At 66.7% G+C, this 23,507-nt stretch carries 20 protein-coding genes; 16 read left to right on the forward strand and 4 right to left on the reverse strand.

Annotated elements, in window-relative coordinates; genetic code table 11:
- Positions 1-23 precede the first annotated feature (23 nt).
- The 4 genes from IM760_RS14125 to map are packed head-to-tail and all read right to left on the reverse strand — an operon-like array spanning position 24 to position 5,083.
- Positions 24-371 (reverse strand): ArsC family reductase, encoded by a 348-nt coding sequence (locus tag IM760_RS14125; RefSeq protein WP_204430475.1) that lies wholly within the window; start codon positions 369-371, stop codon positions 24-26.
- 2 nt (positions 372-373) lie between these two features.
- Positions 374-1,555: a succinyldiaminopimelate transaminase gene (gene dapC / locus IM760_RS14130; RefSeq protein ID WP_204430476.1), complete on the reverse strand. Its 1,182-nt coding sequence runs from the start codon at positions 1,553-1,555 to the stop codon at positions 374-376.
- 18 nt (positions 1,556-1,573) lie between these two features.
- Complete coding sequence (locus tag IM760_RS14135) at positions 1,574-4,273, reverse strand: [protein-PII] uridylyltransferase (RefSeq protein ID WP_204430477.1); 2,700 nt, start codon at positions 4,271-4,273, stop codon at positions 1,574-1,576.
- A 33-nt stretch (positions 4,274-4,306) separates the two neighbouring features.
- Entirely contained in the window at positions 4,307-5,083 is a 777-nt protein-coding gene (map, locus tag IM760_RS14140) for a type I methionyl aminopeptidase (RefSeq protein WP_204430481.1), read from the reverse strand.
- Positions 5,084-5,391: 308 nt separating this feature from the next.
- On the opposite strand from map, the gene rpsB reads away from it, so the two are divergent.
- From rpsB to dnaE, 16 genes are all read left to right on the forward strand, one after another.
- Complete coding sequence (gene rpsB / locus IM760_RS14145) at positions 5,392-6,150, forward strand: 30S ribosomal protein S2 (protein WP_204430482.1); 759 nt, start codon at positions 5,392-5,394, stop codon at positions 6,148-6,150.
- Positions 6,151-6,220: 70 nt separating this feature from the next.
- The gene (gene tsf, locus IM760_RS14150; protein ID WP_204430483.1) at positions 6,221-7,099 is read left to right on the forward strand and encodes a translation elongation factor Ts; all 879 of its coding nucleotides are present in this window, start codon (positions 6,221-6,223) and stop codon (positions 7,097-7,099) included.
- A 189-nt stretch (positions 7,100-7,288) separates the two neighbouring features.
- Positions 7,289-8,032 (forward strand): UMP kinase, encoded by a 744-nt coding sequence (pyrH, locus tag IM760_RS14155; protein ID WP_204430484.1) that lies wholly within the window; start codon positions 7,289-7,291, stop codon positions 8,030-8,032.
- 2 nt (positions 8,033-8,034) lie between these two features.
- The gene (gene frr, locus IM760_RS14160) at positions 8,035-8,592 is read left to right on the forward strand and encodes a ribosome recycling factor (protein ID WP_204430485.1); all 558 of its coding nucleotides are present in this window, start codon (positions 8,035-8,037) and stop codon (positions 8,590-8,592) included.
- Positions 8,593-8,681: 89 nt separating this feature from the next.
- On the forward strand, positions 8,682-9,467 hold the full coding sequence (gene uppS, locus IM760_RS14165) for a polyprenyl diphosphate synthase (RefSeq protein ID WP_204430486.1): 786 nt from the start codon (positions 8,682-8,684) through the stop codon (positions 9,465-9,467).
- The gene (locus tag IM760_RS14170) at positions 9,461-10,285 is read left to right on the forward strand and encodes a phosphatidate cytidylyltransferase (protein ID WP_204430488.1); all 825 of its coding nucleotides are present in this window, start codon (positions 9,461-9,463) and stop codon (positions 10,283-10,285) included. The genes uppS and IM760_RS14170 overlap by 7 nt, the downstream gene beginning before the upstream one ends.
- Entirely contained in the window at positions 10,282-11,493 is a 1,212-nt protein-coding gene (ispC, locus tag IM760_RS14175) for a 1-deoxy-D-xylulose-5-phosphate reductoisomerase (RefSeq protein WP_239549849.1), read from the forward strand. The genes IM760_RS14170 and ispC overlap by 4 nt, the downstream gene beginning before the upstream one ends.
- Positions 11,487-12,800 carry an RIP metalloprotease RseP gene (gene rseP, locus IM760_RS14180; RefSeq protein WP_204430490.1) on the forward strand — a complete coding sequence of 438 codons (1,314 nt, stop codon included), beginning with the start codon at positions 11,487-11,489 and terminating at the stop codon, positions 12,798-12,800. Before ispC ends, rseP begins: the two co-directional genes overlap by 7 nt.
- Positions 12,797-15,169, forward strand: a complete 2,373-nt coding sequence (bamA, locus tag IM760_RS14185) for an outer membrane protein assembly factor BamA (protein WP_204430492.1) — start codon at positions 12,797-12,799, stop codon at positions 15,167-15,169. Before rseP ends, bamA begins: the two co-directional genes overlap by 4 nt.
- A gap of 9 nt (positions 15,170-15,178) precedes the next feature.
- Positions 15,179-15,673 (forward strand): OmpH/Skp family outer membrane protein, encoded by a 495-nt coding sequence (locus tag IM760_RS14190; protein WP_204430494.1) that lies wholly within the window; start codon positions 15,179-15,181, stop codon positions 15,671-15,673.
- A gap of 4 nt (positions 15,674-15,677) precedes the next feature.
- The gene (lpxD, locus tag IM760_RS14195; RefSeq protein ID WP_204430495.1) at positions 15,678-16,694 is read left to right on the forward strand and encodes a UDP-3-O-(3-hydroxymyristoyl)glucosamine N-acyltransferase; all 1,017 of its coding nucleotides are present in this window, start codon (positions 15,678-15,680) and stop codon (positions 16,692-16,694) included.
- A 40-nt stretch (positions 16,695-16,734) separates the two neighbouring features.
- Entirely contained in the window at positions 16,735-17,169 is a 435-nt protein-coding gene (gene fabZ / locus IM760_RS14200; protein WP_455550485.1) for a 3-hydroxyacyl-ACP dehydratase FabZ, read from the forward strand.
- 104 nt (positions 17,170-17,273) lie between these two features.
- Complete coding sequence (gene lpxA / locus IM760_RS14205; RefSeq protein ID WP_204430497.1) at positions 17,274-18,044, forward strand: acyl-ACP--UDP-N-acetylglucosamine O-acyltransferase; 771 nt, start codon at positions 17,274-17,276, stop codon at positions 18,042-18,044.
- Between the two features lie 10 nt (positions 18,045-18,054).
- Positions 18,055-19,209: a lipid-A-disaccharide synthase gene (gene lpxB, locus IM760_RS14210; protein ID WP_204430498.1), complete on the forward strand. Its 1,155-nt coding sequence runs from the start codon at positions 18,055-18,057 to the stop codon at positions 19,207-19,209.
- Entirely contained in the window at positions 19,206-19,886 is a 681-nt protein-coding gene (rnhB, locus tag IM760_RS14215) for a ribonuclease HII (protein WP_204430499.1), read from the forward strand. The genes lpxB and rnhB overlap by 4 nt, the downstream gene beginning before the upstream one ends.
- Positions 19,879-23,427: a DNA polymerase III subunit alpha gene (gene dnaE / locus IM760_RS14220; protein ID WP_204430500.1), complete on the forward strand. Its 3,549-nt coding sequence runs from the start codon at positions 19,879-19,881 to the stop codon at positions 23,425-23,427. Before rnhB ends, dnaE begins: the two co-directional genes overlap by 8 nt.
- The last annotated feature ends 80 nt before the right edge of the window (positions 23,428-23,507 follow it).

Genomic DNA, 23,507 nt, shown 5'->3' on the forward strand with positions numbered 1-23,507 from the left:
CGTGGCGCGCCCGGCGCCGGCGCTTACTGAATCAGTGTCTTCCACTCGTCGGCGTTGAAGCCGGCGCGCAGGTGGTCATCGGTTTGCAGGATCGGTCGCTTGATCAGGGACGGGTTGGCCAGGGCCTGTTCGGCGGCGGCATCGGCGTCCATGTTCTCGCGCACCTCGGGGTCCAGCTTGCGCCAGGTGGTGCCGCGACGGTTGATCACCGTGTCCCAGCCCAGTGCCGCGATCCATTGGCGCAGCGCCGGCTCGGGCACGCCGTCCTTACGATAGTCGTGAAAACGGTAGTCCACGCCCTGTTGGTCCAGCCAGGCGCGGGCCTTCTTCATGGTATCGCAGTTCTTGATGCCGTAGATGGTGATCGCCATGGTCACAGCCTCTCAATCAGGGCGCGGATGCGCCGCGCGCCTTCGATGCATTGGTCCAGCTCCGCCACCAGCGCCATGCGCACCCGGTTCTTGCCCGGGTTGCGGCCGTCCACGGTGCGCGACAGATAACGGCCGGGCAGCACGGTGACGTTTTCCTCCGCCTTGAGGCGGCGCGCGAAGGTTTCGTCGTCCACCGGCGTCTTCGGCCACAGGTAAAAGCCCGCGTCCGGGGCGGATACCTTAAGTGGCTCGCCCAGAATGTCCAGTACCGCCTTGAACTTCTCGTTGTAGAGCGCGCGGTTGGCCGCCACATGGGCCTCGTCGTTCCAGGCGGCGATGCTGGCCAGTTGGTGATGCACGGGCATGGCGCAGCCGTGGTAGGTGCGGTAGCGCAGAAAGCCGGCCAGCACATCGGCGTCGCCGGCCACGAAGCCGGAGCGCAGGCCGGGCAGGTTGGAGCGCTTGGACAGGGAGTGGAACACCACGCAGCGCCGGTAGTCGTGCCGGCCCATTTCCGCGCAGGCCTGCAGCAGTCCCGGCGGTGCCTTGTCGCGGTAGATTTCCGAGTAGCATTCGTCGGAGGCGATCACGAAGTCGAACTTGTCGGCGAGCTGGATCAGTGCCTTCAACTGGGCGGTGCTGAGCACGGCGCCGGTGGGGTTGCCCGGGCTGCAGATGAACAGCAGCCGGGTGCGTTTCCAGACCGCTTCGTCCACCGCGTCGAAGTCCGGTTGCAGGCCGCTGGCGGCGGTGCAGGGCAGGTACACCGGCTCGCCGCCGCCGAGAAAGGCGGCGCCTTCATAGATCTGATAGAAGGGGTTGGGCATCAGCACCAGAGGTTGCTGGTCCCGGTCGAGCAGCGCCTGGGCGAAGGCGAACAGGGCCTCCCGGGTGCCGTTCACCGGCAGCACCTGGCGGTCCGCGTCCACACCGCTGAGTTTGAAGCGGCGGGTCAGCCAGCCGGCGATGGCTTCGCGCAGTTCCGGCAGCCCGGCGGTGGCCGGGTATTTGGCGAGCAGGGCGGTGTTGTCGCGCAGCACCTGCTGCACGAAGTCCGGCGACGGGTGCTGCGGTTCGCCAATCGACAGGGCGATGTGCGGCTTGTCCGCCACCGGCAGGCCGGCGAACAGGGCGCCGAGTTTTTCAAACGGGTACGGATGCAACCGTTCCAGATCGGGATTCATGGTGGTCCTTGTCAGGGGCTAGATGGTGACGGAGAGGGCGTCGTCCTTGCTGCGATCGTCCAGTTCCTGAATCAGGGTGTCGCGCAGGCGCTCGCACAGCCGCGGGTCGGACACCGGCTGGCCGTCCAGGTCGGTGACGAAGAATACGTCCTCCGCCTTTTCCCCCAGGGTGGCGATGCGCGCGTTCTGCACCAGCAGCTCAAAGCGCACGAAGATACGGCCGATGTGCGCCAACAGGCCGGGCCGGTCCAGGGTCTGCACGTCGACCACGGTGCGGTCGTTGACGATGTCGTTGCTGATGGTGACCTGGGTGGGCACGTCGAAGTGCTTGTTGCGGCGCGGCATGCGCCGGCTCACCGTGGTGCCGAACTGCTCCGGGTGCTTGAGCGTCTCCGTGAGCGTCTTGCGGATGTGCTCGATGCGCGGCCAGTCGTCGCCGATCGGCGTGCCGTGTTCGTCGAGCACGATGTAGGTGTCCAGGCTGAAGCCGTCGGCGCTGGTGATAATGCGCGCGTCCATGATGGTCAGCCCCAGGCTGTCCAGGGCGTTCACGGTGGCGGCGAACAGGTTGCGGGTGTCCGGGGTGTAGATAAAGATCTGCGAGCCGCCTTCCGCCTGATTGCCCTGCTGGCCGGTTTCCGATTCGCGGATCAGCACCAGCGGGTCCCGGTCGTTGCTGCGCTCCAGCAGCGCCTCGGTGTGCCAGGCGATGTCCCAGGGCGTTTCGCGCAGGAAATACTCGTCGCCGATATTGGCCCACAGGGCCTCGATGGCCTTGATGTCGTGGTCGCGCTCGGCCAGCAGCTTGAGGGCTTCGTCGCGGGTCTCGTCGATCCAGTCCTGCTTGTCCTGGGGATTGTTGAGGCCACGGCGCAGGGCGCGTTTGGTTTCCAGATAAAGCTGGCGCAGCAGGGAGGCGCGCCAGGAATTCCACAGCGCCGGATTGGTGGCGTTGATGTCGGCCACCGTGAGCACGTACAGGTAATCCAGATGCACCAGGTCGCCCACGGTGCGGGCGAATTCGTGCACCACGTCCGGGTCGGAGATGTCCTTGCGCTGGGCGGTGACGCTCATGGTCAGGTGGTTGCGCACCAGCCAGGCCACCAGCTTGGCGTCCCAGGCGGTCAGACCGTGGCGCTGGCAGAAGGCGATGGCGTCGTCGGCGCCCAGTTCGGAGTGGTCGCCGCCACGGCCCTTGGCGATGTCGTGGTAGAGCCCCGCCACATAGAGCAGCTCCGGCTTGGGCAGGCGGTAGAACACCTCGCAGGCCACCGGGAAGGCGTCGCGCTGATCCTCGTAGCGGAAGCGGCGCATGTTCTTGACCACCAGCAGGGTGTGGGCGTCCACCGTGTAAATATGGAACAGGTCGTACTGCATCATGCCGACGATGCGCCCGAACTCCGGCAGGTACTTGCCGAGAATGCCGTAGCGCTTCATGCGGCGCAGCTGGGTGAACAGGGCATGGGGGCTGCGCAGCAGCTGCATGAACAGCGCGCTGTTGGCCTTGTTGTCGCGGAAGTCGTCGTCGATCAACCGCCGGCAATGGATCAGCTCGCGCACGGTGGCCGCGCGGATGCCCTTCAGGTCCGGGTTCTGGGCCATCAGCACGAAGGCTTCCAGCAGCGCCGAGGGGTGCTTGCGGAAGATGTCCGGCGCGCTCATTTCCAGGTAGTCGTTGCGCACCTGGAAGCGGCGGTTGAGCGGGCGCACCTTGTCCGGCTCGCCGGCGCGCAGGATCACCTCGTCGAACAGCTGCAGCAGCATGTCGTTGAGCACCGACAGGGCCAGGGCCGCCCGGTAGAACTCCTTCATGAACAGTTCCACCGCCAGATTGGCGTTGGAATCCTGGTGGCCCAGGCGCTCCGCCAACTGACGCTGATGATCGAACAGCAGGCGATTCTCGTTGCGGCCGGTGAGGCTGTGCAGCTGCCAGCGCACCCGCCACAGATAGTCCAGACAGCGGCTCACCGCGTCGAACTCGGTGCGCGTGATAAAGCCGGCTTCCACCAGGGCTTCCAGGCTGTCTCCTCCGAAATGGCGTTTCGCCACCCAGGCGATCATCTGCACGTCGCGCAGCCCGCCGGGGGCGTTTTTCAGGTCCGGCTCGAGGTTGTATTCGGTGTCGTTGTACTTGCGGTGCCGGGCGGTCTGCTCTTCCCATTTGGCGGCGAAGAAGCGGTCCGTGGGCCACATGCGGTCCGGGCCGGTGCGTTCGGAAAGCGCCTGGCGGACCCGGTCGTCGCCGGCCAGGGTGCGCGCCTCCATGATATTGGTGGCCACGGTGATGTCCTGGCCGGCGAGCGCCTCGCACTCATCCAGGGTGCGCACGCTGTGGCCGGTTTCCAGGCCGATGTCCCACAGGAAGGCGACGAAGCCCTCCAGGGCGGAGCAGGCGTCCCGGGCCGGCGTGGCGCGGAACAGCACCATCAGGTCCACGTCCGAGTGGGGGTGCAGCTCGCCACGGCCATAGCCGCCCACCGCCACCAGCGCCACGTCCTGGAAGCCGTCCAGTTCGAACAGGGACCAGGCGGCCACCAGCACCCGGTCCACCAGGCGGGCGCGCCCGTGCACCAGCTCGGCGATCGGTACCTGGTCGAAGGCCTGATCCAGGCGCGCCTGGCCCTCCTCGAGGAAGGCGCGGGCGCGCTGGCCGGGTTGCTCGCTGTCGCGCAGGGCGGCGAGCAGCTGGTCGGGGCTGAGCGGGGGCGTTAAATCCATGGCGGCGGCATTCGGTCCCAAATAACGACGTCCTTAATAAAGGTCGGTTTCTTCCTGGCGGGCGGTGAGCACTTCATAGCCGTCGGCGGTCACCGCCAGGGTGTGCTCCCACTGGGCGGACAGCTTGCGGTCCTTGGTGACCACGGTCCAGCCGTCCGGCAGCACCTTGTTGGCGGCCTTGCCGGCGTTGATCATCGGCTCGATGGTGAACACCATGCCTTCTTTCAGTTCGAGGCCGGTGCCGGGTTTGCCGTAATGCAGAACCTGGGGCTCCTCATGGAACACCTGACCGATGCCGTGGCCGCAGTATTCGCGCACCACCGAGAAGCGTTCCGCCTCGGCGTGCTTCTGGATGGCGTGGCCGATGTCGCCCAGGCGCACGCCCGGGCGCACCATGCGGATGCCGGTGAGCATGCACTCCCGGGTGGTCTCCACCAGACGGCGGGCCAGCACCGACGGCTCGCCCACATAGAACATCTTGCTGGTATCGCCGTGCCAGCCGTCCTTGATGACGGTGACGTCGATATTGATGATGTCGCCTTTCTTGAGCACCTTCTTGTCGCTGGGGATGCCGTGGCAGACCACGTGGTTCACGGAGGTACACACGGACTTGGGGAAGCCCCGGTAGCCCAGGCAGGCGGGGATGGCGTTCTGCTCGTTGACGATGTGGTCGTGGCAGATACGGTCCAGTTCCTCGGTGGTGACCCCGGGGCGCACGTGCTCGCCGATCAGATCCAGCACCTCGGCGGCCAGGCGGCCCGCCTCGCGCATTTTGGCGATGTCGTCCGGGGTTTTCAGCGTGACATTCATGGTGAAAAGGGAAACTCCAGCATTTTCAGTGGCTTGGGCGGCTGGAAAGCGGGCGGCGTCAGGGCGTGCCGGCGGCTTTTCCGTTGCCCGTGAAGGGGGGCTGTGGTATAAAGCGCGCGCCTTCCTCGATCCCGGCGGCCAGGGCGCCGCCAAACGGTGCGCCATTGTACCCGCTGGTTATCGGCGAAGGGAAATCACACACACGCTCCGGCACATGGCTCTGGGTGCCCCAGCGTCCTTCGGGACGCTCCTTCGGGAAGGGGGTTGAGTCATGGGGGGCGTGGAGGCCTAACCCAGGAGATAACCTAATGAGCGTAACCATGCGCGATATGCTGAAGGCAGGCGTGCACTTCGGCCACCAGACCCGTTACTGGAACCCGAAGATGAAGCCTTACATCTTCGGCGCACGCAACAAGATTCACATCATCAATCTGGAAAGCACCCTGCCGCTGTTCAACGACGCCATGGCGTTCCTGAACAAGCTGGCGGCCAGCAACAACAAGATCCTGTTCGTCGGCACCAAGCGCGCCGCGCAGAAAGCGGTCCGCGAGGAAGCGCAGCGCTGCGGCATGCCGTACGTGGATCACCGTTGGCTGGGCGGCATGCTGACCAACTGGAAGACCATCCGTCAGTCCATCAAGCGCTATCGCGACCTGGAAGCCCAGGAGCAGGACGGCACCCTCAACAAGCTGACCAAGAAAGAAGCGCTGATGCGTCACCGTGAGATGGAGAAGCTGGAACGCTCCATCGGCGGCATCAAGGACATGGGCGGCCTGCCGGACGCGCTGTTCGTGGTGGACGTGGACCATGAAGACATCGCCGTCCAGGAAGCCCGCAAGCTGGGTATCCCGGTGGTGGCTGTGGTCGACACCAACTCCAACCCGGACGACATCGATTACGTGATCCCGGGCAACGACGACGCCATCCGCGCCATCCACCTGTACGTGAAGGCAGCCGCCGACACCATCCTGGAAGGCCGCGAGTACGCCCAGACCCAGGGCGGCGGTGACAGCGAGTTCGTCGAAGTCGAGGACGCCCAGGCCGAGAACGAGCAGGCCGAAGGCTGATCACCCCCGGGGCGGGCCGAGCGGCCCGCCCCGACCGCATTCCCCGAATTCAAAGTTTCAAGAGGTAAGCATGGCTGCTGTAACTGCTGCAATGGTGAAAGAGCTCCGCGAGCGCACCGGTCTGGGCATGATGGAATGCAAGAACGCCCTGGTCGAAGCCGACGGTGACATCGAGAAGGCCATTGAGGATCTGCGCAAGTCCGGCCAGGCGAAAGCCGCCAAGAAAGCCGGTCGTACCGCCGCCGAGGGTGCCGTGGTAGTGGCCACCAGCGACGACAACAAGCGCGCCGTGATGGTGGAAATCAACTCCGAAACCGACTTCGTGGCCCGTGACGACAACTTCCTGGGCTTCTGCAACAAAGTGGCCGGCGCCGCGCTGGCCGCCGACGAAGTCGACGTGGCCAAGATCGCCGAGCTCAAGCTCGAGGACGGCAGCACCCTGGAAGAGGCCCGTCAGGCTCTGGTGCAGAAAATCGGTGAGAATATCCAGGTGCGTCGCGCCGTGCGTCTGAGCGCCGACGGCGTGGTCGGTTCCTACGTGCACGGTGGCAAGATCGGCGTGCTGGTGGCCCTGAACGGCGGCGACGCCGAGCTGGGCAAGGACGTGTCCATGCACGTGGCCGCGGTCAACCCGATGGTGGTCAAGTCCGACGAAGTGCCCGCCGAGGTGCTCGACAAGGAGCGCGAGATCATCCGCGCCCAGCCGGACATGGAAGGCAAGCCCGCCGAGATCGTCGAGAAGATGGTCGGTGGCCGCATCAACAAGTTCCTCAAGGAAGTGAGCCTCAACGATCAGCCGTTCGTTAAGGATCCCAACACCACCGTGGGCAAGCTGGTGAAAGACGCCGGCGCCGAAGTGGTGGCCTTTGAGCGCCTGGTGGTGGGCGAGGGCATCGAGAAAGAAGAAGTGGACTTCGCCGCTGAGGTAATGGCACAGGCGAAAGGCTGATCGCCTTCTGTGTCTGAAGTACGAAAAACGCCTTGTTGGCAGGACCAGCAAGGCGTTTTTTTCGACCGGTCGCCCGGCACCCGGTGGCGCACCCTTGGCGCGGGCGACCCCAAATGGTTTCATTAACCGCCGGAGCATCACCGGCGGTCGGACAAACGGCGGGTATTCATGAGTGGCGGAGAACAAGAGATGGCCAAGAGCAAGGAGCGCTCGCCGCGCTATAACCGTATTCTGCTCAAGCTGAGCGGTGAAGCGCTGGCGGGTGAAGAGGGGTTCGGCATCGACCCCCGGGTGCTGGACACCCTGTCCCTGGAGATCGGCCAGCTGGTGGGTATCGGCGTCCAGGTGGGCCTGGTGATCGGCGGCGGCAACCTGTTCCGTGGCGCCGCGCTGCAGACCGCCGGCCTGGACCGGGTGGCCGGCGATCACATGGGCATGCTGGCCACGGTGATGAACGGTCTGGCCATGCGCGACGCCCTGGAGCGCTCCAACATTCGTACCCGATTGATGTCAGCCATTCCCATGAGCGGCATCGTGGAGCATTATGACCACCGCAACGCCAACCGGCATCTCAAGAACGGCGAGGTGGTGATTTTCTGCGCCGGCACCGGCAATCCGTTCTTCACCACGGACTCCGCCGCCTGCCTGCGCGGCATCGAGATCAGCGCCGACGTGGTGCTCAAGGCCACCAAGGTGGATGGCGTGTACAACGACGATCCGGTGACCAATCCCCAGGCCGAGAAGTACGAACGGCTGACCTACGACGAGGTCATCGACCGCAAGCTCGGCGTCATGGACCTCACCGCGATCTGTCTGTGCCGCGACCACGACATGCCGTTGCGCGTGTTCAACATGAACAAGCAGGGTGCGCTGCTCAACCTGATGCTGGGCGGCAGCGAAGGGACCCTGGTGGAAGCCGCTAGAGAGGAATAAAGGTGATCGACGATATTCAGAAAGACGCCCAGTCGCGCATGAAGAAAAGCCTGGACGCGCTGGACGTGGCCCTCAAGAAAACCCGTACCGGCCGGGCCCATCCCAGCCTGCTGGACGGTCTCCACGTCAGCTACTACGGTTCCGACACGCCGCTGAACCAGGTGGCCAATATCTCCGTGGAGGAAGGCCGCACCCTGATCGTGTCGCCGTTCGACAAGAGCCTGGTGCCGGACGTGGAAAGAGCGATCATGACCTCCGACCTGGGGCTCAACCCGTCCACCGCCGGCACTGTGATCCGGCTGCCGCTGCCGCCGCTCACCGAGGAGACCCGCAAGGGCCTGGTGAAGCACGTGCGCGCCGAGGGCGAGCATGCCAAGGTGGCGATTCGCAATATCCGCCGTGACGCCAACGGCGACCTGAAGGATCTGCTCAAGGAGAAGGAAATCTCCGAGGACGAGGCCCGCCACGGCGAGGAACAGATCCAGCAGCTTACCGACAAGATGGTGGCTGAAGTGGACAAGATGCTGAAGGTCAAGGAAGAGGAGCTGATGACGGTGTAAGCGGACGGGGCGCCGCCCCTCCGGCCGTTGTCCGAATACAATCGAACGGTGACGTCGGGATGCCGCTGGTCGGCAGCCCGATCTTTTTTATGGACGATAAAAAACCCGACTCCTCCGCACCGGATATCGATAGCCACCAGGGCACGGTGCCCCGCCATGTGGCGATCATCATGGACGGCAATAATCGCTGGGCGCGTCGCCGCGGCCTGCCCGGCGCGGAGGGCCACCGTGCCGGCGAACGCACCCTGCAGAAGGTGATCCGCCGCGCCGCCCGCCAGGGCGTGGAGGTGGTCACCCTGTTCGCTTTCAGTTCCGAAAACTGGCGCCGCCCGGAGGACGAGGTCAATCACCTGATGGGCCTGTTCGTCAACGCCCTGGGACAGCGCGTCGATCAGTTGCACGACAACCGGGTGCGATTGCGCTTTATCGGCGACCGTTCCGCCTTCGAGCCGGCGCTGCGCGACGGCATGGCCGAAGCGGAGGCGCGCACCGCCGGCAACGACCGCATGACCGTGGTGGTGGCGGTCAATTACGGCGGCCAGTGGGATCTGGCCCAGGCCGCCGCCGCCCTGGCCCGGGAAGTGCGCGACGGCGGGCTGGACCCGGACCGCATCGACGCCGCCGCCCTGGACCGGCGGGTGTCCACCGCCGATCTGCCGCCGCTGGATCTGCTGATCCGCACCGGCGGTGAGCAGCGCCTGAGCAACTTCCTGCTGTGGCAGGCGGCCTACGCGGAACTCTACTTCACGCCGGCCCTGTGGCCGGATTTCGACGGCGACGAACTGGACGCCGCCCTGGCCGATTACGCCGGCCGGCAACGCCGGTTCGGCCGTTCCGGCGAACAGCTGGACGCCGACGGAGAAGCGGAATGCTGAAATTGCGGGTGATCACCGCCCTGGTGCTGCTGCCGGTGGTGCTGGGCGCCGTGTTCGGCCTGGAGCGCCTGCCGTTCGCCGTGGTCGCCGGGGCCTTTTTCCTGGTCGGCGGCTGGGAGTGGGCGGGCATGATCGGCCGGCTGAGCGTCCCCGGACGCCTGCTCTGGTGCCTGTCGCTGGCGGCACTGATGGTGGCCGCCGAGCTGTTCCGCCCGGCCTGGTTGTTCACCCTGCTGCCGCTGTGGTGGCTGCTGGCGCTGGTGGCGGTGCTCGGTTACCCGCGCAACGCCCGTTACTGGTTCCGCCCGGCGGTCATGGTGCCGGTGGGCTGGCTGGTGCTGGTGCCGTCCTGGATGGCGGTGGTGGAGCTGCAGGATCACGGTGCCCTGGGCCTGGCGGGCCCGTGGGCGCTGCTGTTCATTCTGGTCTGGGTGTGGGCGGCGGACACCGGCGCCTATTTCGCCGGCCGCGCGCTCGGCCGCCACAAGCTGGCGCCCAGGGTGAGCCCGGGCAAGACCGTGGAAGGCCTGGTCGGTGGCGTGCTGCTGGCGCTGCTGGTGGTGGCCGCGGTGTTCTACACCGGCTGGCTGGAGGCGCGGCTGCCGGCCCTGATGGTGGCGGCTTTGCTCACGGTGCTGGCGTCGGTGCTTGGTGATCTGTTCGAAAGCATGATCAAGCGCGAACGGGGCATCAAGGACAGCGGCACGGTGCTGCCGGGCCACGGTGGCATGCTGGACCGCATCGACAGCGTCACCGCCGCTTTGCCGGTGGCCCTGGCCGGCCTCAGCTGGTTCGACCTCCCCGGAGGCCAGCTTTGAGCGGGGAGACAGCAGCCCTGAGCGGGGATACAACTGCCTCCGAAGCGGTTACCATTCTCGGCGCCACCGGCAGCATCGGGCGCCAGACCCTGGACGTGCTGGCCCGGCACCCGCAACGCTACCGGGTGATCGGCCTCACCGCTGGCCACCGCTGGCGGGAACTGGCCGAGCAGTGCCTGACCTGGCGTCCGCGCTTCGCCGCCCTGGCCGACCCGGCGGCGGCGGAGGCCCTCCGGAACCATCTCCGGGAGGCCGGGTCAGACACCGAGGTCCTGGCCGGCCATGAGGGCGTGGCCCGGGTGGCCGCCCTGGACGAGGCGCACACCGTGGTGGCCGCCATCGTCGGCGCCGCCGGCGTGCGGCCGACCCTGGCGGCGGTGGAGGCGGGCAAGAAGATCCTGCTCGCCAACAAGGAGACCCTGGTGGTCACCGGCGCTCTGTTCATGGACGCGGTGCGCCGCCACGGCGCCACCCTGCTGCCGGTGGACTCGGAGCACAACGCCATCTTCCAGTGCCTGCCCCGTGAAGGGGTCGGCCCGGGGGTACGGCGTTTGCTGTTGACCGCGTCCGGCGGGCCCTTCCTGGGCTGGGATCGGACGCGACTGGAGGCGGTGACGCCGGAACAGGCGGTGCGCCACCCCAACTGGGACATGGGCCCGAAGATTTCCGTGGATTCCGCCACCCTGATGAACAAGGGGCTGGAGTTCATCGAGGCGTGCTGGCTGTTCGACGTGCCGCCGGCGCGCATCGACGTGGTGATTCACCCGCAGAGCGTGGTGCATTCCATGGTCGAATACCTGGACGGTTCGGTGCTCGCGCAGATGGGCACCCCGGACATGCGCACGCCCATCGCCTGCGCCCTGTCCTGGCCCGAGCGGCTGGAATCCGGTGCCCCGAGCCTGGATTTCCGGACCCTGGCCGGGCTCGATTTCCGGGCGCCGGACGACGCCGCCTTTCCCTGCCTGGGGCTGGCCCGCCAGGCGATGGAGGCGGGCGGCGCCGCCACCGCGGTGCTCAACGCCGCCAATGAAGAGGCGGTGGCCGCCTTTCTGGACCGGCGGCTGGGCTTCAACGGCATCCCGGCGGTGGTGCAGGACACCCTGGCCGGCCTGCCGGCCCCGGACTGCGCCGACGTGGACGCGGTCATGAACGTGGATAGCGAGGCCCGGGTTCTGGCCCGGCGCCTGATCAAAGAGTGGGCATGCTGACGCTGTTGGCCTTTGTCGTCACCATCGTGGTCATCGTGGCGTTCCATGAGTGGGGCCACTTTCTGGCCATGCGCGCCTTTGGCGTGCGCGTGCTCACGTTCTCCGTGGGCTTCGGCCCGCGCCTGGCGCGCTTCACCGACAAGAAGGGCACCGACTGGGTGATCAGCGCGATTCCCCTTGGGGGCTTCGTCAAGCCGCTGGACCGGCGCGATGGCGAGTTGCCCCCGGACGCCCGCGACGACGAGGAATTTTCCGGCAAACCGGCCTGGCAGCGGGTGATCACCTACGCCGCCGGTCCGGTGTTCAACTTTATTCTGGCGTTCCTGATCTATTGGCTGCTGATGATGTCCGTGGGCCAGCGCGACAGCCTGGCGGTGATCGGCCAGCCGGTGGCCCAGTCGCCCGCCGCCGAGGCCGGGTTCCAGGCCGGCGACCGCTGGCTGGCGGTGGACGGCCGCGAGGTGGAAGGCTGGCAGGACGTGATCAGCGCCCTGGTGCTGCACCTGGGCGAGGACGCGCCGGTGCCGGTGAAGGTGCGCGAGGCGGACGGCGACATCGCCACCCGCCCGCTGGACATGGGCCGCTGGTCCGCCGAGCCGGATCAGTCGCCGCTCACCGTGCTGGGATTGCGCCCGGCGGTGCAGATCGGCCGCATCGCCGAGGACAGCGGGGCGGTGCGCTCCGGGGTCCGGGTCGGCGATCTGGTGCTGACCACCAACGGCCAGCCGGTGGAAGGCTGGGGCGCCTGGCGTGAGCTGCTGCAGAACAGCGCCGGCCAGGCGCTGCCGGCCACCGTGCTGCGCGACGGCCGGGTGCTGGACCTGACTCTGTATCCGCAGCCGGTGGACTACCAGGGCACCACGGTGGGCCAGCTGGGCGTGGGTCCCGGCGGCCTGGTGGAACACACCTACGCGCCGGCCCAGGCGGTGGGCGCCGCCGCCGACCGGTTCGGCCAGCAGGTGAACGTTATCTGGGCCAGTGTGGTCAAGCTCTTCACCGGTCACTTGCCGCTGGACAGTCTCGGCGGCCCGGTGACCATTGCCCAGGTGGCGGGAGAAAGCGCCGCCGTGGGTTTTGCCAGCTTCCTGATGTTGCTGGCCTACCTGAGCATCACGCTCGGGATCATCAATTTGCTGCCCGTGCCCATGCTGGACGGTGGCTGGATACTCTTCGGCATCATTGAAATGATTCGCGGGCGCAGCCTGCCTGAGCGGTTTTTGACCACCGCGCAGGGCGTGGGGCTGACGCTGGTGGTCAGTTTCATGTTGTTGGCCATCTATAACGACCTGGTGCGACAGTTTTCATGAATTTCGCCGCAAACACCTCCCTGAGACGCCTGCTGGGCGCCACCCTGGTTATCGTCTGTTTCTGTATCTTCTTTCCGGCCCAGGCCCAGACCGAGGCCGGCCTGCCGTTCAAGGTCCGCGACATCCGTGTCGAGGGGCTGCAGCGGCTGCCGGTGGAGCGGGTCTACGCGGCCCTGCCGATCCAGGCCGGTGACACCATCGACCAGGCGGCGGTGCGCGAGGCGGTCAAACGCCTGTTCGCCACCGGCAACTACGAAAACGTGCAACTTGGCCGGGACGGCAACGACCTGGTGGTGGTGGTGGCCGAGAGGCCGAGCGTTGCCCGCATCGAGCTGGAGGGCAACAAGTCCATCGAGGAGGAAGACCTGCGCAAGGGCCTGACCCAGGCCGGCCTGGCCGAAGGCGAGGTGTTCCAGCGCTCCACCCTGGAGGCGATCTCCGGGGAGCTGGAGCGCCAGTACATCGCCCAGGGCCGCTACGGCGCCGACATCGAAACCGAGGTGACGCCGCTGCCGCGTAACCGGGTGGCTTTGAAGATCACCATCTACGAGGGCAAGGCGGCGCGCATCAGCGACATCAACATCGTCGGCAACACGCTGTTCAGCGACGAGGAGCTGCTGGACGGGTTCGAGCTGAGCCCGTCCCATTTCTGGTCGTTCATCAAGGGCGACGACAAGTATTCCCGCCAGCGCCTGGCCGGTGACCTGGAGCGCCTGCGGTCCTACTACCTGGACCGGGGCTATATCAATTTCTCCATTGAATCGACCCAGGTGTCGGTGACCCCGGACCGGGAGCGCGTGCTGATCACCGTCAACGTGGCCGAGGGCGAGCAGTTCCGCGTCAACGACGTGCAGCTGTCCGGCGATCTGGTGGTCGACGAGAAGGAGCTCAAGCCGCTGGTGGTGATCCAGAAAGGCCAGGTGTTCAGCCAGCAACTGGTCACCTACACCAGTGACCTGATCAAGCGCCGCCTCGGCAACGAGGGTTACACCTTCGCCGAAGTGCGTGGCGTGGAGCAGGAAACCGGCGACGGCGACACCGTGGACGTGACCTTCTACGTGGACCCGGGCCGTCGCGTGTACGTGAACCGCATCGGCTTCAGCGGCAACATCAAGACCGAGGACGAAGTGCTGCGCCGCGAGTTGCGCCAGTTCGAGGACGCGCCGGCCAACACCTCGCTGATCGATCTGTCCCGCGAGCGTCTGCAGCGTCTCGGCTATTTCTCCACCGTGGAAGCGGACACCGACCGGGTGCCCGGCGCCGACGACCTGGTCGACGTGAACTACGATGTGCAGGAGCAGCCGTCCGGGTCCATCGGCGCCAACGTGGGCTACTCCGATGCGTCCGGCGTGATCTTCGGCGCCAACATCAGCCAGAACAACTTCCGGGGCAACGGCAACCGGGTGTCGTTCTCCCTGAGCCGCAGTGACATCCGCGACTCCTACAGCTTCTCGCACTACAACCCCTACTACACCCTGGACGGCGTGAGCCGTGGCTTCAGCCTGTTCTATTCGAAGATCGACTTCGACGAAACCCGGCTGTCCTCCTACGCGGCGGACCGGGCCGGCGGCAACGTGACCTTCGGTTACCCGATCTCCGAGTACACCCGGCTGAACTTCGGCGGCGGCGTGGAGCAGACCAAGGTGCAGCGCGGTGACTACATCGCCGTGGCCATCGACGACTTCCTGGAGCGGGAAGGGGAGAAGTTCAACGAGTTCAAACTGAGCGCCTCCCTGCGCACCAGCACCCTGAACCGGGGCATCCTGCCCGACCGGGGCTGGGCCAGCACCTTCCGGCTGGAAGCCGCGGTGCCCGGCTCCGACTATCTGTTCTACAAGGCCAGCTGGGAAGGGGAGAAGTACTTCCCGATCACCAACAACTGGACCGTGCGCACCCGCGGTAACGTGGGCTACGGCGACGGCTACGGCGACGACCAGGGGCTGCCGTTCTTCGAGGCCTACTACGGTGGTGGCATCGGCTCGGTGCGCGGTTACGAGTCCCGCTCCCTGGGGCCGCGCTCGCCGGCGCTGTATTACGTCAACGAAGGCGTCAGCGATCCCGATCCGGACCCGATCGGTGGTAACCTGCTCACCGAAGCCAGCCTGGAGCTGATCTTCCCGACCCCGTTCGCGGCGGAATCGCGCAGCGTGCGCACCTTCCTGTTCGTGGACGCGGGCAATGTGTTCGAAACCAAGTTCGACAACGGGCTCGACGAGTTCGACACTCACGAACTGCGTGCTTCCGCCGGTATCGGCCTGAGCTGGCTGACCGCCATCGGTCCGCTGAGTTTCAACCTGGCCACGCCGCTCAACGACCAGTCCGGCGATGACACGGAAGTGTTCCAGTTCTCCCTGGGGCAAACCTTTTAGGAGTGAATGATGAAAAAAATATTGCTTGCCGCTTTGCTGATTGTTCCCGCCCTGGCCGCCGCCGAACAACGGATCGGCGTGGTTGATCCCATCGGCGCCCTGCAACAGGCGGATGAATTCCAGGACCGTTTCGGCAAACTGGAATCCTCCCTCAAGGACGAGCAGTCCCGCCTCGACCGCCTCGGCGGTGAAGTGGAAAAGCTGCGCGGTCGCCTGGAGAAAGAGGGCATGACCATGAGCGAGGATGAGCGTCAGGACCTGCAGACCCAGGGTCAGCAGAAAATGATCGAGCTGCAGAATCTGCGCCAGTCCGCCCAGCGCAAGCTGAACAAGGGCCAGCAGGAAATCCTGGAAGTGATGGAACCCAAGCTCAAGCAGGCGGTGGAAACCGTGGCCGAGCGGGAAAACCTGGATGTGGTGATGAACGCCCAGGCGGTGGTGTACGTGCAGTCCAACATGGACATCACCGACGCGGTCACCCAGCAACTGAATAAAATGAAGTAATCCGATGTCGGTGACTCTGGCTTTTCTCGCCGAGGAACTGGACGCCGAACTGCACGGCCCGGGGGACCTGACGGTCACCGGGCTCGGCACCCTGGCCTCCGCCCGTGGCGACCAGCTCAGCTTTCTGGCCAATCCGCGCTACCGCTCGCAGCTGGAAACCACCGGCGCGGCGGCGGTGCTGCTGCGCGCCGACCAGCTCGAGCATTGTCCGGTGGCGGCGCTGGTGGTGGCCGATCCCTACATGGCCTATGCCCGCATCAGCCGGCATTTCGACACCGCGCCGGCGCCGGCGCCGGGGGTGCACCCCTCGGCGGTGGTGGACCCGTCGGCCCGGGTGCCGGCGTCGGCCAGCGTCGGGCCCAATGTGGTGATCGAGGCGGAGGTGGTGATCGGCGAGGGCGTGGTGATCGGCGCCAACACGGTGATCGGCGCCCGCTGTGAGATCGGCGACGGCTGTCATATCTGGCCAAATGTTACAATTTACCATGGTGTCACCATCGGGCCGCGCTCTATCATACACGCCCATTGCGTGCTGGGCGCCGACGGTTTCGGCTTCGCGCCCGGTGCCGATGGCTGGACCAAGATCGCCCAGGTGGGCGGGGTTCGCATCGGCGCCGATGTGGAAATCGGCGCCGGCACCACCGTGGACCGGGGCGCCATCGACGACACCGTGATCGGCAATGGCGTGATTCTGGACAATCAGATCCAGGTGGCCCACAACGTGGTGATCGGCGATCACACCGCCATCGCCGGCAAGGTGGGCATCGCCGGCAGCACGCGCATCGGCGCCCAATGCCTGATCGGCGGCGCCGCCGGCCTCTCCGGTCATCTGGAAATCTGCGACCGGGTTCAGATTCTGGGCATGTCCCTGGTCTCCCGGTCGATCACCGAGCCGGGCACCTACGGTTCCGCGCTTCCGGTGGACAAGCAGGACCGCTATCGTCGTAACGTGGCCCGATTCCGGCATCTGGACGAACTGCACCGCCGGGTGCGTAAACTGGAGCGCGACGCCGGGGAATAGCGTCGCGCAGGCTCCTGTCTTTGGTTGGATAAAGAACATGATGGACATTCATGAGGTGAGGGAATACCTGCCTCACCGCTATCCCTTTTTGCTGGTCGACCGCGTGGTTTCCGTGGAGCCGGGCAAGCGTATCGAGGCGTACAAGAACGTCTCCATCAACGAGCCGTTCTTCAACGGGCACTTCCCCCAGGAACCGATCATGCCCGGCGTGCTGATCATCGAGGCGCTGGCCCAGGCCTCCGGGATCCTCGGCTTCGTCACCGAGAACAAGCGCCCGGCGGACGGCTTCATCTACCTGCTGGTGGGCACCGACAAGGCGCGCTTCAAGCGTCAGGTGGTGCCCGGCGACCGCCTGATGCTGCACTCCGAGTGGCTCACCCATCGCCGCAACATCGCCAAGTTTTCCTGCCACGCGGAAGTGGACGGCAAGCTGGTGGCGGCCTGTGACCTGCTGGTGGCCGAACAGCGAGTCTAGGGCCCGGCCCTATTGTCCCCGGGGCCGTCGCTAGAGGCGCTGGCCCCGGGGTATACTCGTCGCCTTTCCATCCTCATTCGCAACGCCAGGGCGGAACCCCGACCATGATTCATCCCACAGCCATCATCGACCCCAAAGCGGAACTGGCCGGCGACGTGGAAGTCGGTCCCTATTCCGTGATCGGCGCCCATGTGACCATCGGCGCGGGCACCGTGATCGGGCCGCACGTGGTGATCCAGGGGCCCACCACCATCGGCCGCAACAATCGCATCTTCCAGTTCGCCTCGGTGGGCGAGGAATGCCAGGACAAAAAGTACCGCGGTGAACCCACGCGCCTGGAAATCGGCGATAACAACGTGATCCGCGAGCACTGCACCCTGCACCGGGGCACCGTCCAGGACGAGGGCATCACCAGCCTGGGCGACAACAATCTGTTGATGGCCACGGTGCACGTGGCCCACGATTGCCGCATCGGCAGCGACAACATCATCGCCAACACCACCGGCATCGCCGGCCACGTGAAAATCGGCGACGGCGTGATCCTGGGCGGCATGACCGGCATTCACCAGTTCTGCCGCATCGGCTCCTTCGCCATGACCGCCGGCTGCAGCCTGGTGCTCAAGGACGTGCCCGCCTATGTAATGGTGGGCGGCAACCCGGCCTCGGCGCGCAGCATGAACTTCGAGGGCATGCGCCGGCGCGGCTGGGACGCGGACGTGATCGCCACCCTGCGACGCGCCTACAAAACCGTCTACCGCCGTGGTCTGACCCTGGAGCAGGCCATCGCCGAGCTGGCCCCCCAGCAGGACGGCTGCCCGCCGCTGGCCCTGTTCCTGGATTCCCTGCGCGCCTCGGAGCGCGGCATCACCCGCTGAGGTATCCACCATGGATGCCCCCGACGCCCCCCTGATTGCCCTGATCGCCGGTGAAGCCTCCGGCGATCTGCTGGGCGCCGGCCTGATCGAGGCGCTGCGCCGCCGCTGGCCGGCGGCCCGCTTTATCGGCGTGGGCGGTGAGCACATGGCCGCCGCCGGCCAGCACAGCCTGTTTCCCATGGAAAAGCTCTCGGTGATGGGCATCACCGAGGTGATCGGCCATCTGCCGGAACTGTTCCGGCTGCGCCGGCAACTGGTGGACGACCTGCTCGCCCGCCGCCCGGCGGTGGTGATCACCATCGATTCCCCGGATTTCACCCTGGGCGTGGCGAAACGGGTCCACGCCGCCGGTCTCAAGACGGTGCACTATGTGAGCCCGTCGGTGTGGGCCTGGCGCCAGGGGCGGGTCAAGGGCATCCGCCGGGACGTGGACCTGATGCTCACCCTGTTCCCCTTCGAGGCCCGCTTCTACGAAGAGCACGGCGTGCCGGTGGCGTTCGTGGGCCACCCCCTGGCGGACATGATCGAGCTGGAGGTGGACACCCTGGCGGCGCGCCGCGAGCTGGGGCTGGCGGAAGACGGCCGCATCCTGGCGGTGCTGCCGGGCAGCCGGGGCGGGGAAGTGGGGCAGCTGATGCCCGATTTCACCGACGCCATGCTCCGGCTGCACCGGCGCTATCCCGCGCTGCGCTTTGTGATCCCCGCCGCCAGCGCCGCCCGCCGGGCGCAGATCGACGCGGCCCTGGCCGGCACCGACCTGCCGGTGACGGTGGTGGACGGCCGGGGCCGCACGGTGATGGCCGCCGCCGACGCGGTGATGATGGCCTCGGGCACCGCCACCCTGGAGGGCCTGCTGCTGAAGAAGCCCATGGTGGTGGGCTACCGGCTCGGCGCCGTGACCTTCGCCATTGTCTCGCGGCTGGTGAAAAGCGACTATGTGGCCTTGCCCAATCTGCTGTGCCGCAAGCCCCTGGTGCCGGAACTGGTGCAGAAGGACCTGAGCGGCGCCGCCCTGGCGGACGCCGTGGCCGTCTGGCTGGACGATCCGGATGGGGTGGCGCGCCTGAAGGACGATTTCACCCGGGTCCACCAACAACTGCGCGGCGGCGCCAGCGAGAAAGCCGCCACGGCGGTGGCGGCGCTGCTTGAGGAGACGCCCCGATGAGCGGAGCCTTTGCCGGCCCTTTCGCCGAGTACGATCTGCCCGAGCCGTTCCGGCCCAGCGCCTTTGCCTGGCGCGCCGGCATGCAGCTGGCCGGCGTCGATGAGGTGGGCCGCGGGCCGCTGGTGGGCGCGGTGGTCACCGCCGCCGTGGTGCTGGACCCGGCGCGGCCCATCGACGGTCTGGCGGATTCCAAGACCCTGACGCCGCCCCGCCGCGAGGCGCTCGCCGACGCCATCCGCGAGCGCGCCCTGGGCTGGGCCCTGGGCCGCGCCGAACACCACGAGATCGACGAACTGAATATCTACCACGCTACCCATCTGGCCATGGTGCGGGCGGTGGAAGCCCTGGCCACCCAGGTGGACGCGGTGCTGGTGGACGGCAACCGCAGCCCGGTGTTCGCCTGCCCGGCGGAGGCGGTGGTCAAGGGCGACGGCCGGGTGCCGGCCATCGCCGCCGCCTCGATCCTGGCCAAGGTGGCCCGCGACGCGGAGATGGTGGCGCTGCACCAGCGCTACCCGCTGTACGGTTTCCACCGCCACAAGGGCTACGCCACCGCCGAGCATCTTTCGGCGCTGCGCGAACACGGTCCGCTGGCCGAGCACCGCCGCTCGTTCGCGCCGGTGGCCGCCTGTTTCGACGTCATTCACCCCACTGCCCGGGAGCCCGGCTTTGACTGAACCCCGCTTCGTCCATCTGCGCGTACACACCGATTACTCCCTGGTGGACGGGGTGGTGCGCGTCAAGGAGCTGATCAAGGCCTGCGGCACCCTGCGCATGCCGGCGGTGGCGGTCACCGACGAGAACAACCTGTTCGCCCTGATCAAGTTCTACTCCGGCGCCATGAACGCGGGCCTCAAGCCGATCATGGGCGCCGACCTGTGGGTGCAGGCGGACGACCCGGAGGACGAGCCGTACTATGTCTGCTGCCTGGTGCAGAACGAAGAGGGCTACCGCAACCTGACCCTGCTGATCAGCCGCGCCTGGCAGAGCAACCAGCACCGCGGGCGGGCGCTGATCCGCCGGGAATGGCTGCTTGAGCTCAACGAGGGGCTGATTCTGCTGTCCGGTGCCCGGGTCGGCGACGTGGGGCGGCTGTTGCTGGCCGGCAAGACCGACCAGGCCCGGGAGCGGGCGGCGGACTACCAGCGCGCCTTCGGCGACCGGTTCTACCTGGAGGTGCAGCGCACCGAACGGCCCGGCGACGAGGACTGCCTGCACGCCAGCGTGGCGCTGGCCACGGAACTGGGGCTGCCGGTGGTGGCCACCAACGACGTGCGCTTTATCCGGCCGGAGGACTTCGAGGCCCACGAGGCACGGGTCTGCATCCACGACGGCAACGCCCTGGACGACCCGCGCCGCCCGCGCAAGTACTCCGAGCAGCAGTACCTGAAAAGCGAGGAGGAGATGGCGGCGCTGTTTTCCGATCTCCCGGAAGCGCTGGAAAACAGCGTGGAGATCGCCCGCCGCTGCACCCTGGACATCCGCCTCGGCGAGAACTTCCTGCCGGAGTTCCCGATCCCCGAGGGGCTGACCATCGAGGAATACTTCGGCAAGGTGTCCCGGGAAGGTCTGGAGGAGCGCCTGGCGGTGCTGCTGGACCGCGCCGACCCGGACTACGACGCCAAACGCCAGCCCTACGATCAGCGCCTGCAGTTCGAGCTCGACATCATCAATCAGATGGGTTTCCCCGGTTACTTCCTGATCGTGGCGGACTTTATCCAGTGGGGTAAGCAGCACGAGGTCCCGGTGGGCCCGGGCCGGGGTTCCGGTGCCGGCTCCCTGGTGGCCTATGCCCTGGGCATCACCGATCTGGACCCCATCGAATACGACCTGCTGTTCGAACGGTTCCTCAACCCGGAACGGGTATCCATGCCCGACTTCGACGTGGACTTCTGCATGGAGAAGCGCGACCGGGTGATCAACTACGTGGCCGACAAGTACGGCCGCGACGCGGTGAGCCAGATCATCACCTTCGGCACCATGGCCGCCAAGGCGGTGGTGCGCGACGTGGCGCGGGTACAGGGCAAGCCCTATGGCATGGCCGACCGCCTCTCCAAGATGATTCCCGGCACCCCCGGCATGACCCTGGCCAAGGCCCTGGAGCAGGAAGACAACCTGCGCGAATTCCTGGAGGACGACGGCAACCCGGACAAGGAAGCGGTCAACGAGATCATGGAGATGGCCTTCAAGCTGGAGGGCCTGACCCGGAACGTGGGCAAGCACGCCGGTGGCGTGGTGATCGCCCCGGGCAAGCTCACCGACTTCGCGCCGCTGCACTGCGACGAGGAAGGCGACAACCTGGTCACCCAGTACGACAAGGACGATGTGGAAGCCGCCGGCCTGGTGAAGTTCGACTTCCTGGGTCTGAAGACGCTGACCATCATCGACTGGGCGGTGAAGGCCGCCAATGTGCGTCGGGCGCGGGAAGGGGAGGGCCCCCTGGAGATCGAGCGCATTCCGCTGGACGACAAACCCAGCTTCGATCTGCTCAAGAAGGGCGACACCACCGCCGTGTTCCAGCTGGAAAGTCAGGGCATGAAGGAGCTGATCAAGAAGCTCAAGCCCGACGTGTTCGAGGACATCATCGCGCTGGTGGCGCTGTACCGGCCGGGGCCGCTGGAATCCGGCATGGTCGACAACTTCATCAACCGGAAGCACGGCCGCGAGCCGCTGGCCTACCCGGACCCGCAGTACCAGCACGAATGGCTGGAGCCGATCCTCAAGCCCACCTACGGCGTGATCCTGTACCAGGAACAGGTGATGCAGATCGCCCAGGTGCTGGCCGGCTACACCCTGGGCGGCGCGGACATGCTGCGCCGCGCCATGGGTAAGAAGAAGCCCGAGGAGATGGCCAAGCAGCGCGAGATCTTCGAATCCGGCGCCAAGGACAAGGGCATCGACCCGGACCTGGCGATGAAGATCTTCGACCTGGTGGAGAAGTTCGCCGGCTACGGCTTCAACAAATCCCACTCCGCCGCCTACGCCCTGGTGGCCTACCAAACCGCCTGGCTCAAGGCCCATTACCCGGCGGAATTCATGGCCGCGGTGATCTCCGCGGATATGCAGAACACCGACAAGGTGGTGACCTTCATCGACGAGGCCAAGTCCATGGGCCTCAAGGTGCTGCCGCCGGACGTGAACTCCTGCGGCTACCGCTTCACGGTGAACCCGGAAGGCGACATCGTCTACGGTCTGGGCGCCATCAAGGGCCTGGGCGAGGGCCCCATCGACGCCATCGTCACCGCCCGGGGCGACAGCGGTGGTGACGCCGGCGCATCCGGCGAGAAGGCTTTCGAGGACCTGTTCGATTTCTGCCGCCGCATCGACCTGAAGAAGATCAACAAGCGTTCCCTGGAAGCCCTGGTGCGTGCCGGCGCCTTGGACAAGCTGGGCCCCAACCGCCACTTCAACGACCGCGCCGTGTTGATGGCCACCCTGCCGGACGCCATCGCCGCCGCCGAGCAGGACGCCCGCAACGAGGCCGCCGGCATGATGGACCTGTTCGGGGGCGGCGGCGACGACCACAGCGCCACCACCGAGGTGGCCTGGAAGCCGGCCCGGGACTGGAACGACGAGATCCGCCTCAACGGCGAACGCGACACCCTGGGCCTGTTCCTCACCGGCCACCCCATCGACCAGTTCGAGACCGAGGTGCGCCAGTTCGTCAGCAACCGGCTCAACGCGCTGCAGCCCACCGGCAAGGGCGAGGCCGCCACCGTGGCCGGGCTGGTGGTGGCGCTGCGCATCACCCGCAGCAAGCGCAGCGGCGAACGCATGGCGTTCGTCACCCTGGACGACAAAACCGGACGCCTGGAAGTGTCGGTGTTCGGCAAGACCTTCGCCCAGTACGGCGAGCGGGTGCAGAAGGACGCCCTGCTGGTGGTACGCGGCGGTGTGCGCATGGACGACTACACCGGTGGCTTCAATCTGGTGGCCGACGAGGTGATGGACATGCGCGAGGCGCGGGCCACCTTCGGCCGCCGCCTGCGCGTCAAGGTGCCGGTGGACGACAGCCTGCCGGCCACCCTCAACCGGACCCTGGCGCCGTACCGCGCCAACGGGCAGGGCGGCGGGCTGGCGGTGCTGCTCGACCTGAGCCACCGGGAAGCGGACGCGGCCCTGTTCCTCGGCGAGGACTGGCGCGTGATTCCGCACGAGTCCCTGGTGGACGACCTGCGCGGCCGCTATGGCGACGAGGCGGTGACGCTGGAATACTAGGCCGGCGCGGGATCGCGACTGAAGTCGCTCCTTGTGTCTCTCCGCAGGGAGATGATTAGCTACCATCCCCTGTCAGCCCG

This window comes from Alloalcanivorax marinus, from assembly GCF_016906305.1.
GTDB classification, from domain to species: domain Bacteria; phylum Pseudomonadota; class Gammaproteobacteria; order Pseudomonadales; family Alcanivoracaceae; genus Alloalcanivorax; species Alloalcanivorax marinus.

Bases quoted from the DNA above. Each gene is read 5' to 3' on its own strand.
- IM760_RS14125 (WP_204430475.1), bottom strand. From the start codon at position 371: ATGGCGATCACCATCTACGGCATCAAGAACTGCGATACCATGAAGAAG.
- dapC (WP_204430476.1), bottom strand. From the start codon at position 1,555: ATGAATCCCGATCTGGAACGGTTGCATCCGTACCCGTTTGAAAAACTC.
- IM760_RS14135 (WP_204430477.1), bottom strand. From the start codon at position 4,273: ATGGATTTAACGCCCCCGCTCAGCCCCGACCAGCTGCTCGCCGCCCTG.
- map (WP_204430481.1), bottom strand. From the start codon at position 5,083: ATGAATGTCACGCTGAAAACCCCGGACGACATCGCCAAAATGCGCGAG.
- rpsB (WP_204430482.1), top strand. From the start codon at position 5,392: ATGAGCGTAACCATGCGCGATATGCTGAAGGCAGGCGTGCACTTCGGC.
- tsf (WP_204430483.1), top strand. From the start codon at position 6,221: ATGGCTGCTGTAACTGCTGCAATGGTGAAAGAGCTCCGCGAGCGCACC.
- pyrH (WP_204430484.1), top strand. From the start codon at position 7,289: ATGGCCAAGAGCAAGGAGCGCTCGCCGCGCTATAACCGTATTCTGCTC.
- uppS (WP_204430486.1), top strand. From the start codon at position 8,682: ATGGACGATAAAAAACCCGACTCCTCCGCACCGGATATCGATAGCCAC.
- IM760_RS14170 (WP_204430488.1), top strand. From the start codon at position 9,461: ATGCTGAAATTGCGGGTGATCACCGCCCTGGTGCTGCTGCCGGTGGTG.
- rseP (WP_204430490.1), top strand. From the start codon at position 11,487: ATGCTGACGCTGTTGGCCTTTGTCGTCACCATCGTGGTCATCGTGGCG.
- bamA (WP_204430492.1), top strand. From the start codon at position 12,797: ATGAATTTCGCCGCAAACACCTCCCTGAGACGCCTGCTGGGCGCCACC.
- IM760_RS14190 (WP_204430494.1), top strand. From the start codon at position 15,179: ATGAAAAAAATATTGCTTGCCGCTTTGCTGATTGTTCCCGCCCTGGCC.
- lpxD (WP_204430495.1), top strand. From the start codon at position 15,678: ATGTCGGTGACTCTGGCTTTTCTCGCCGAGGAACTGGACGCCGAACTG.
- fabZ (WP_455550485.1), top strand. From the start codon at position 16,735: ATGGACATTCATGAGGTGAGGGAATACCTGCCTCACCGCTATCCCTTT.
- lpxA (WP_204430497.1), top strand. From the start codon at position 17,274: ATGATTCATCCCACAGCCATCATCGACCCCAAAGCGGAACTGGCCGGC.
- lpxB (WP_204430498.1), top strand. From the start codon at position 18,055: ATGGATGCCCCCGACGCCCCCCTGATTGCCCTGATCGCCGGTGAAGCC.
- rnhB (WP_204430499.1), top strand. From the start codon at position 19,206: ATGAGCGGAGCCTTTGCCGGCCCTTTCGCCGAGTACGATCTGCCCGAG.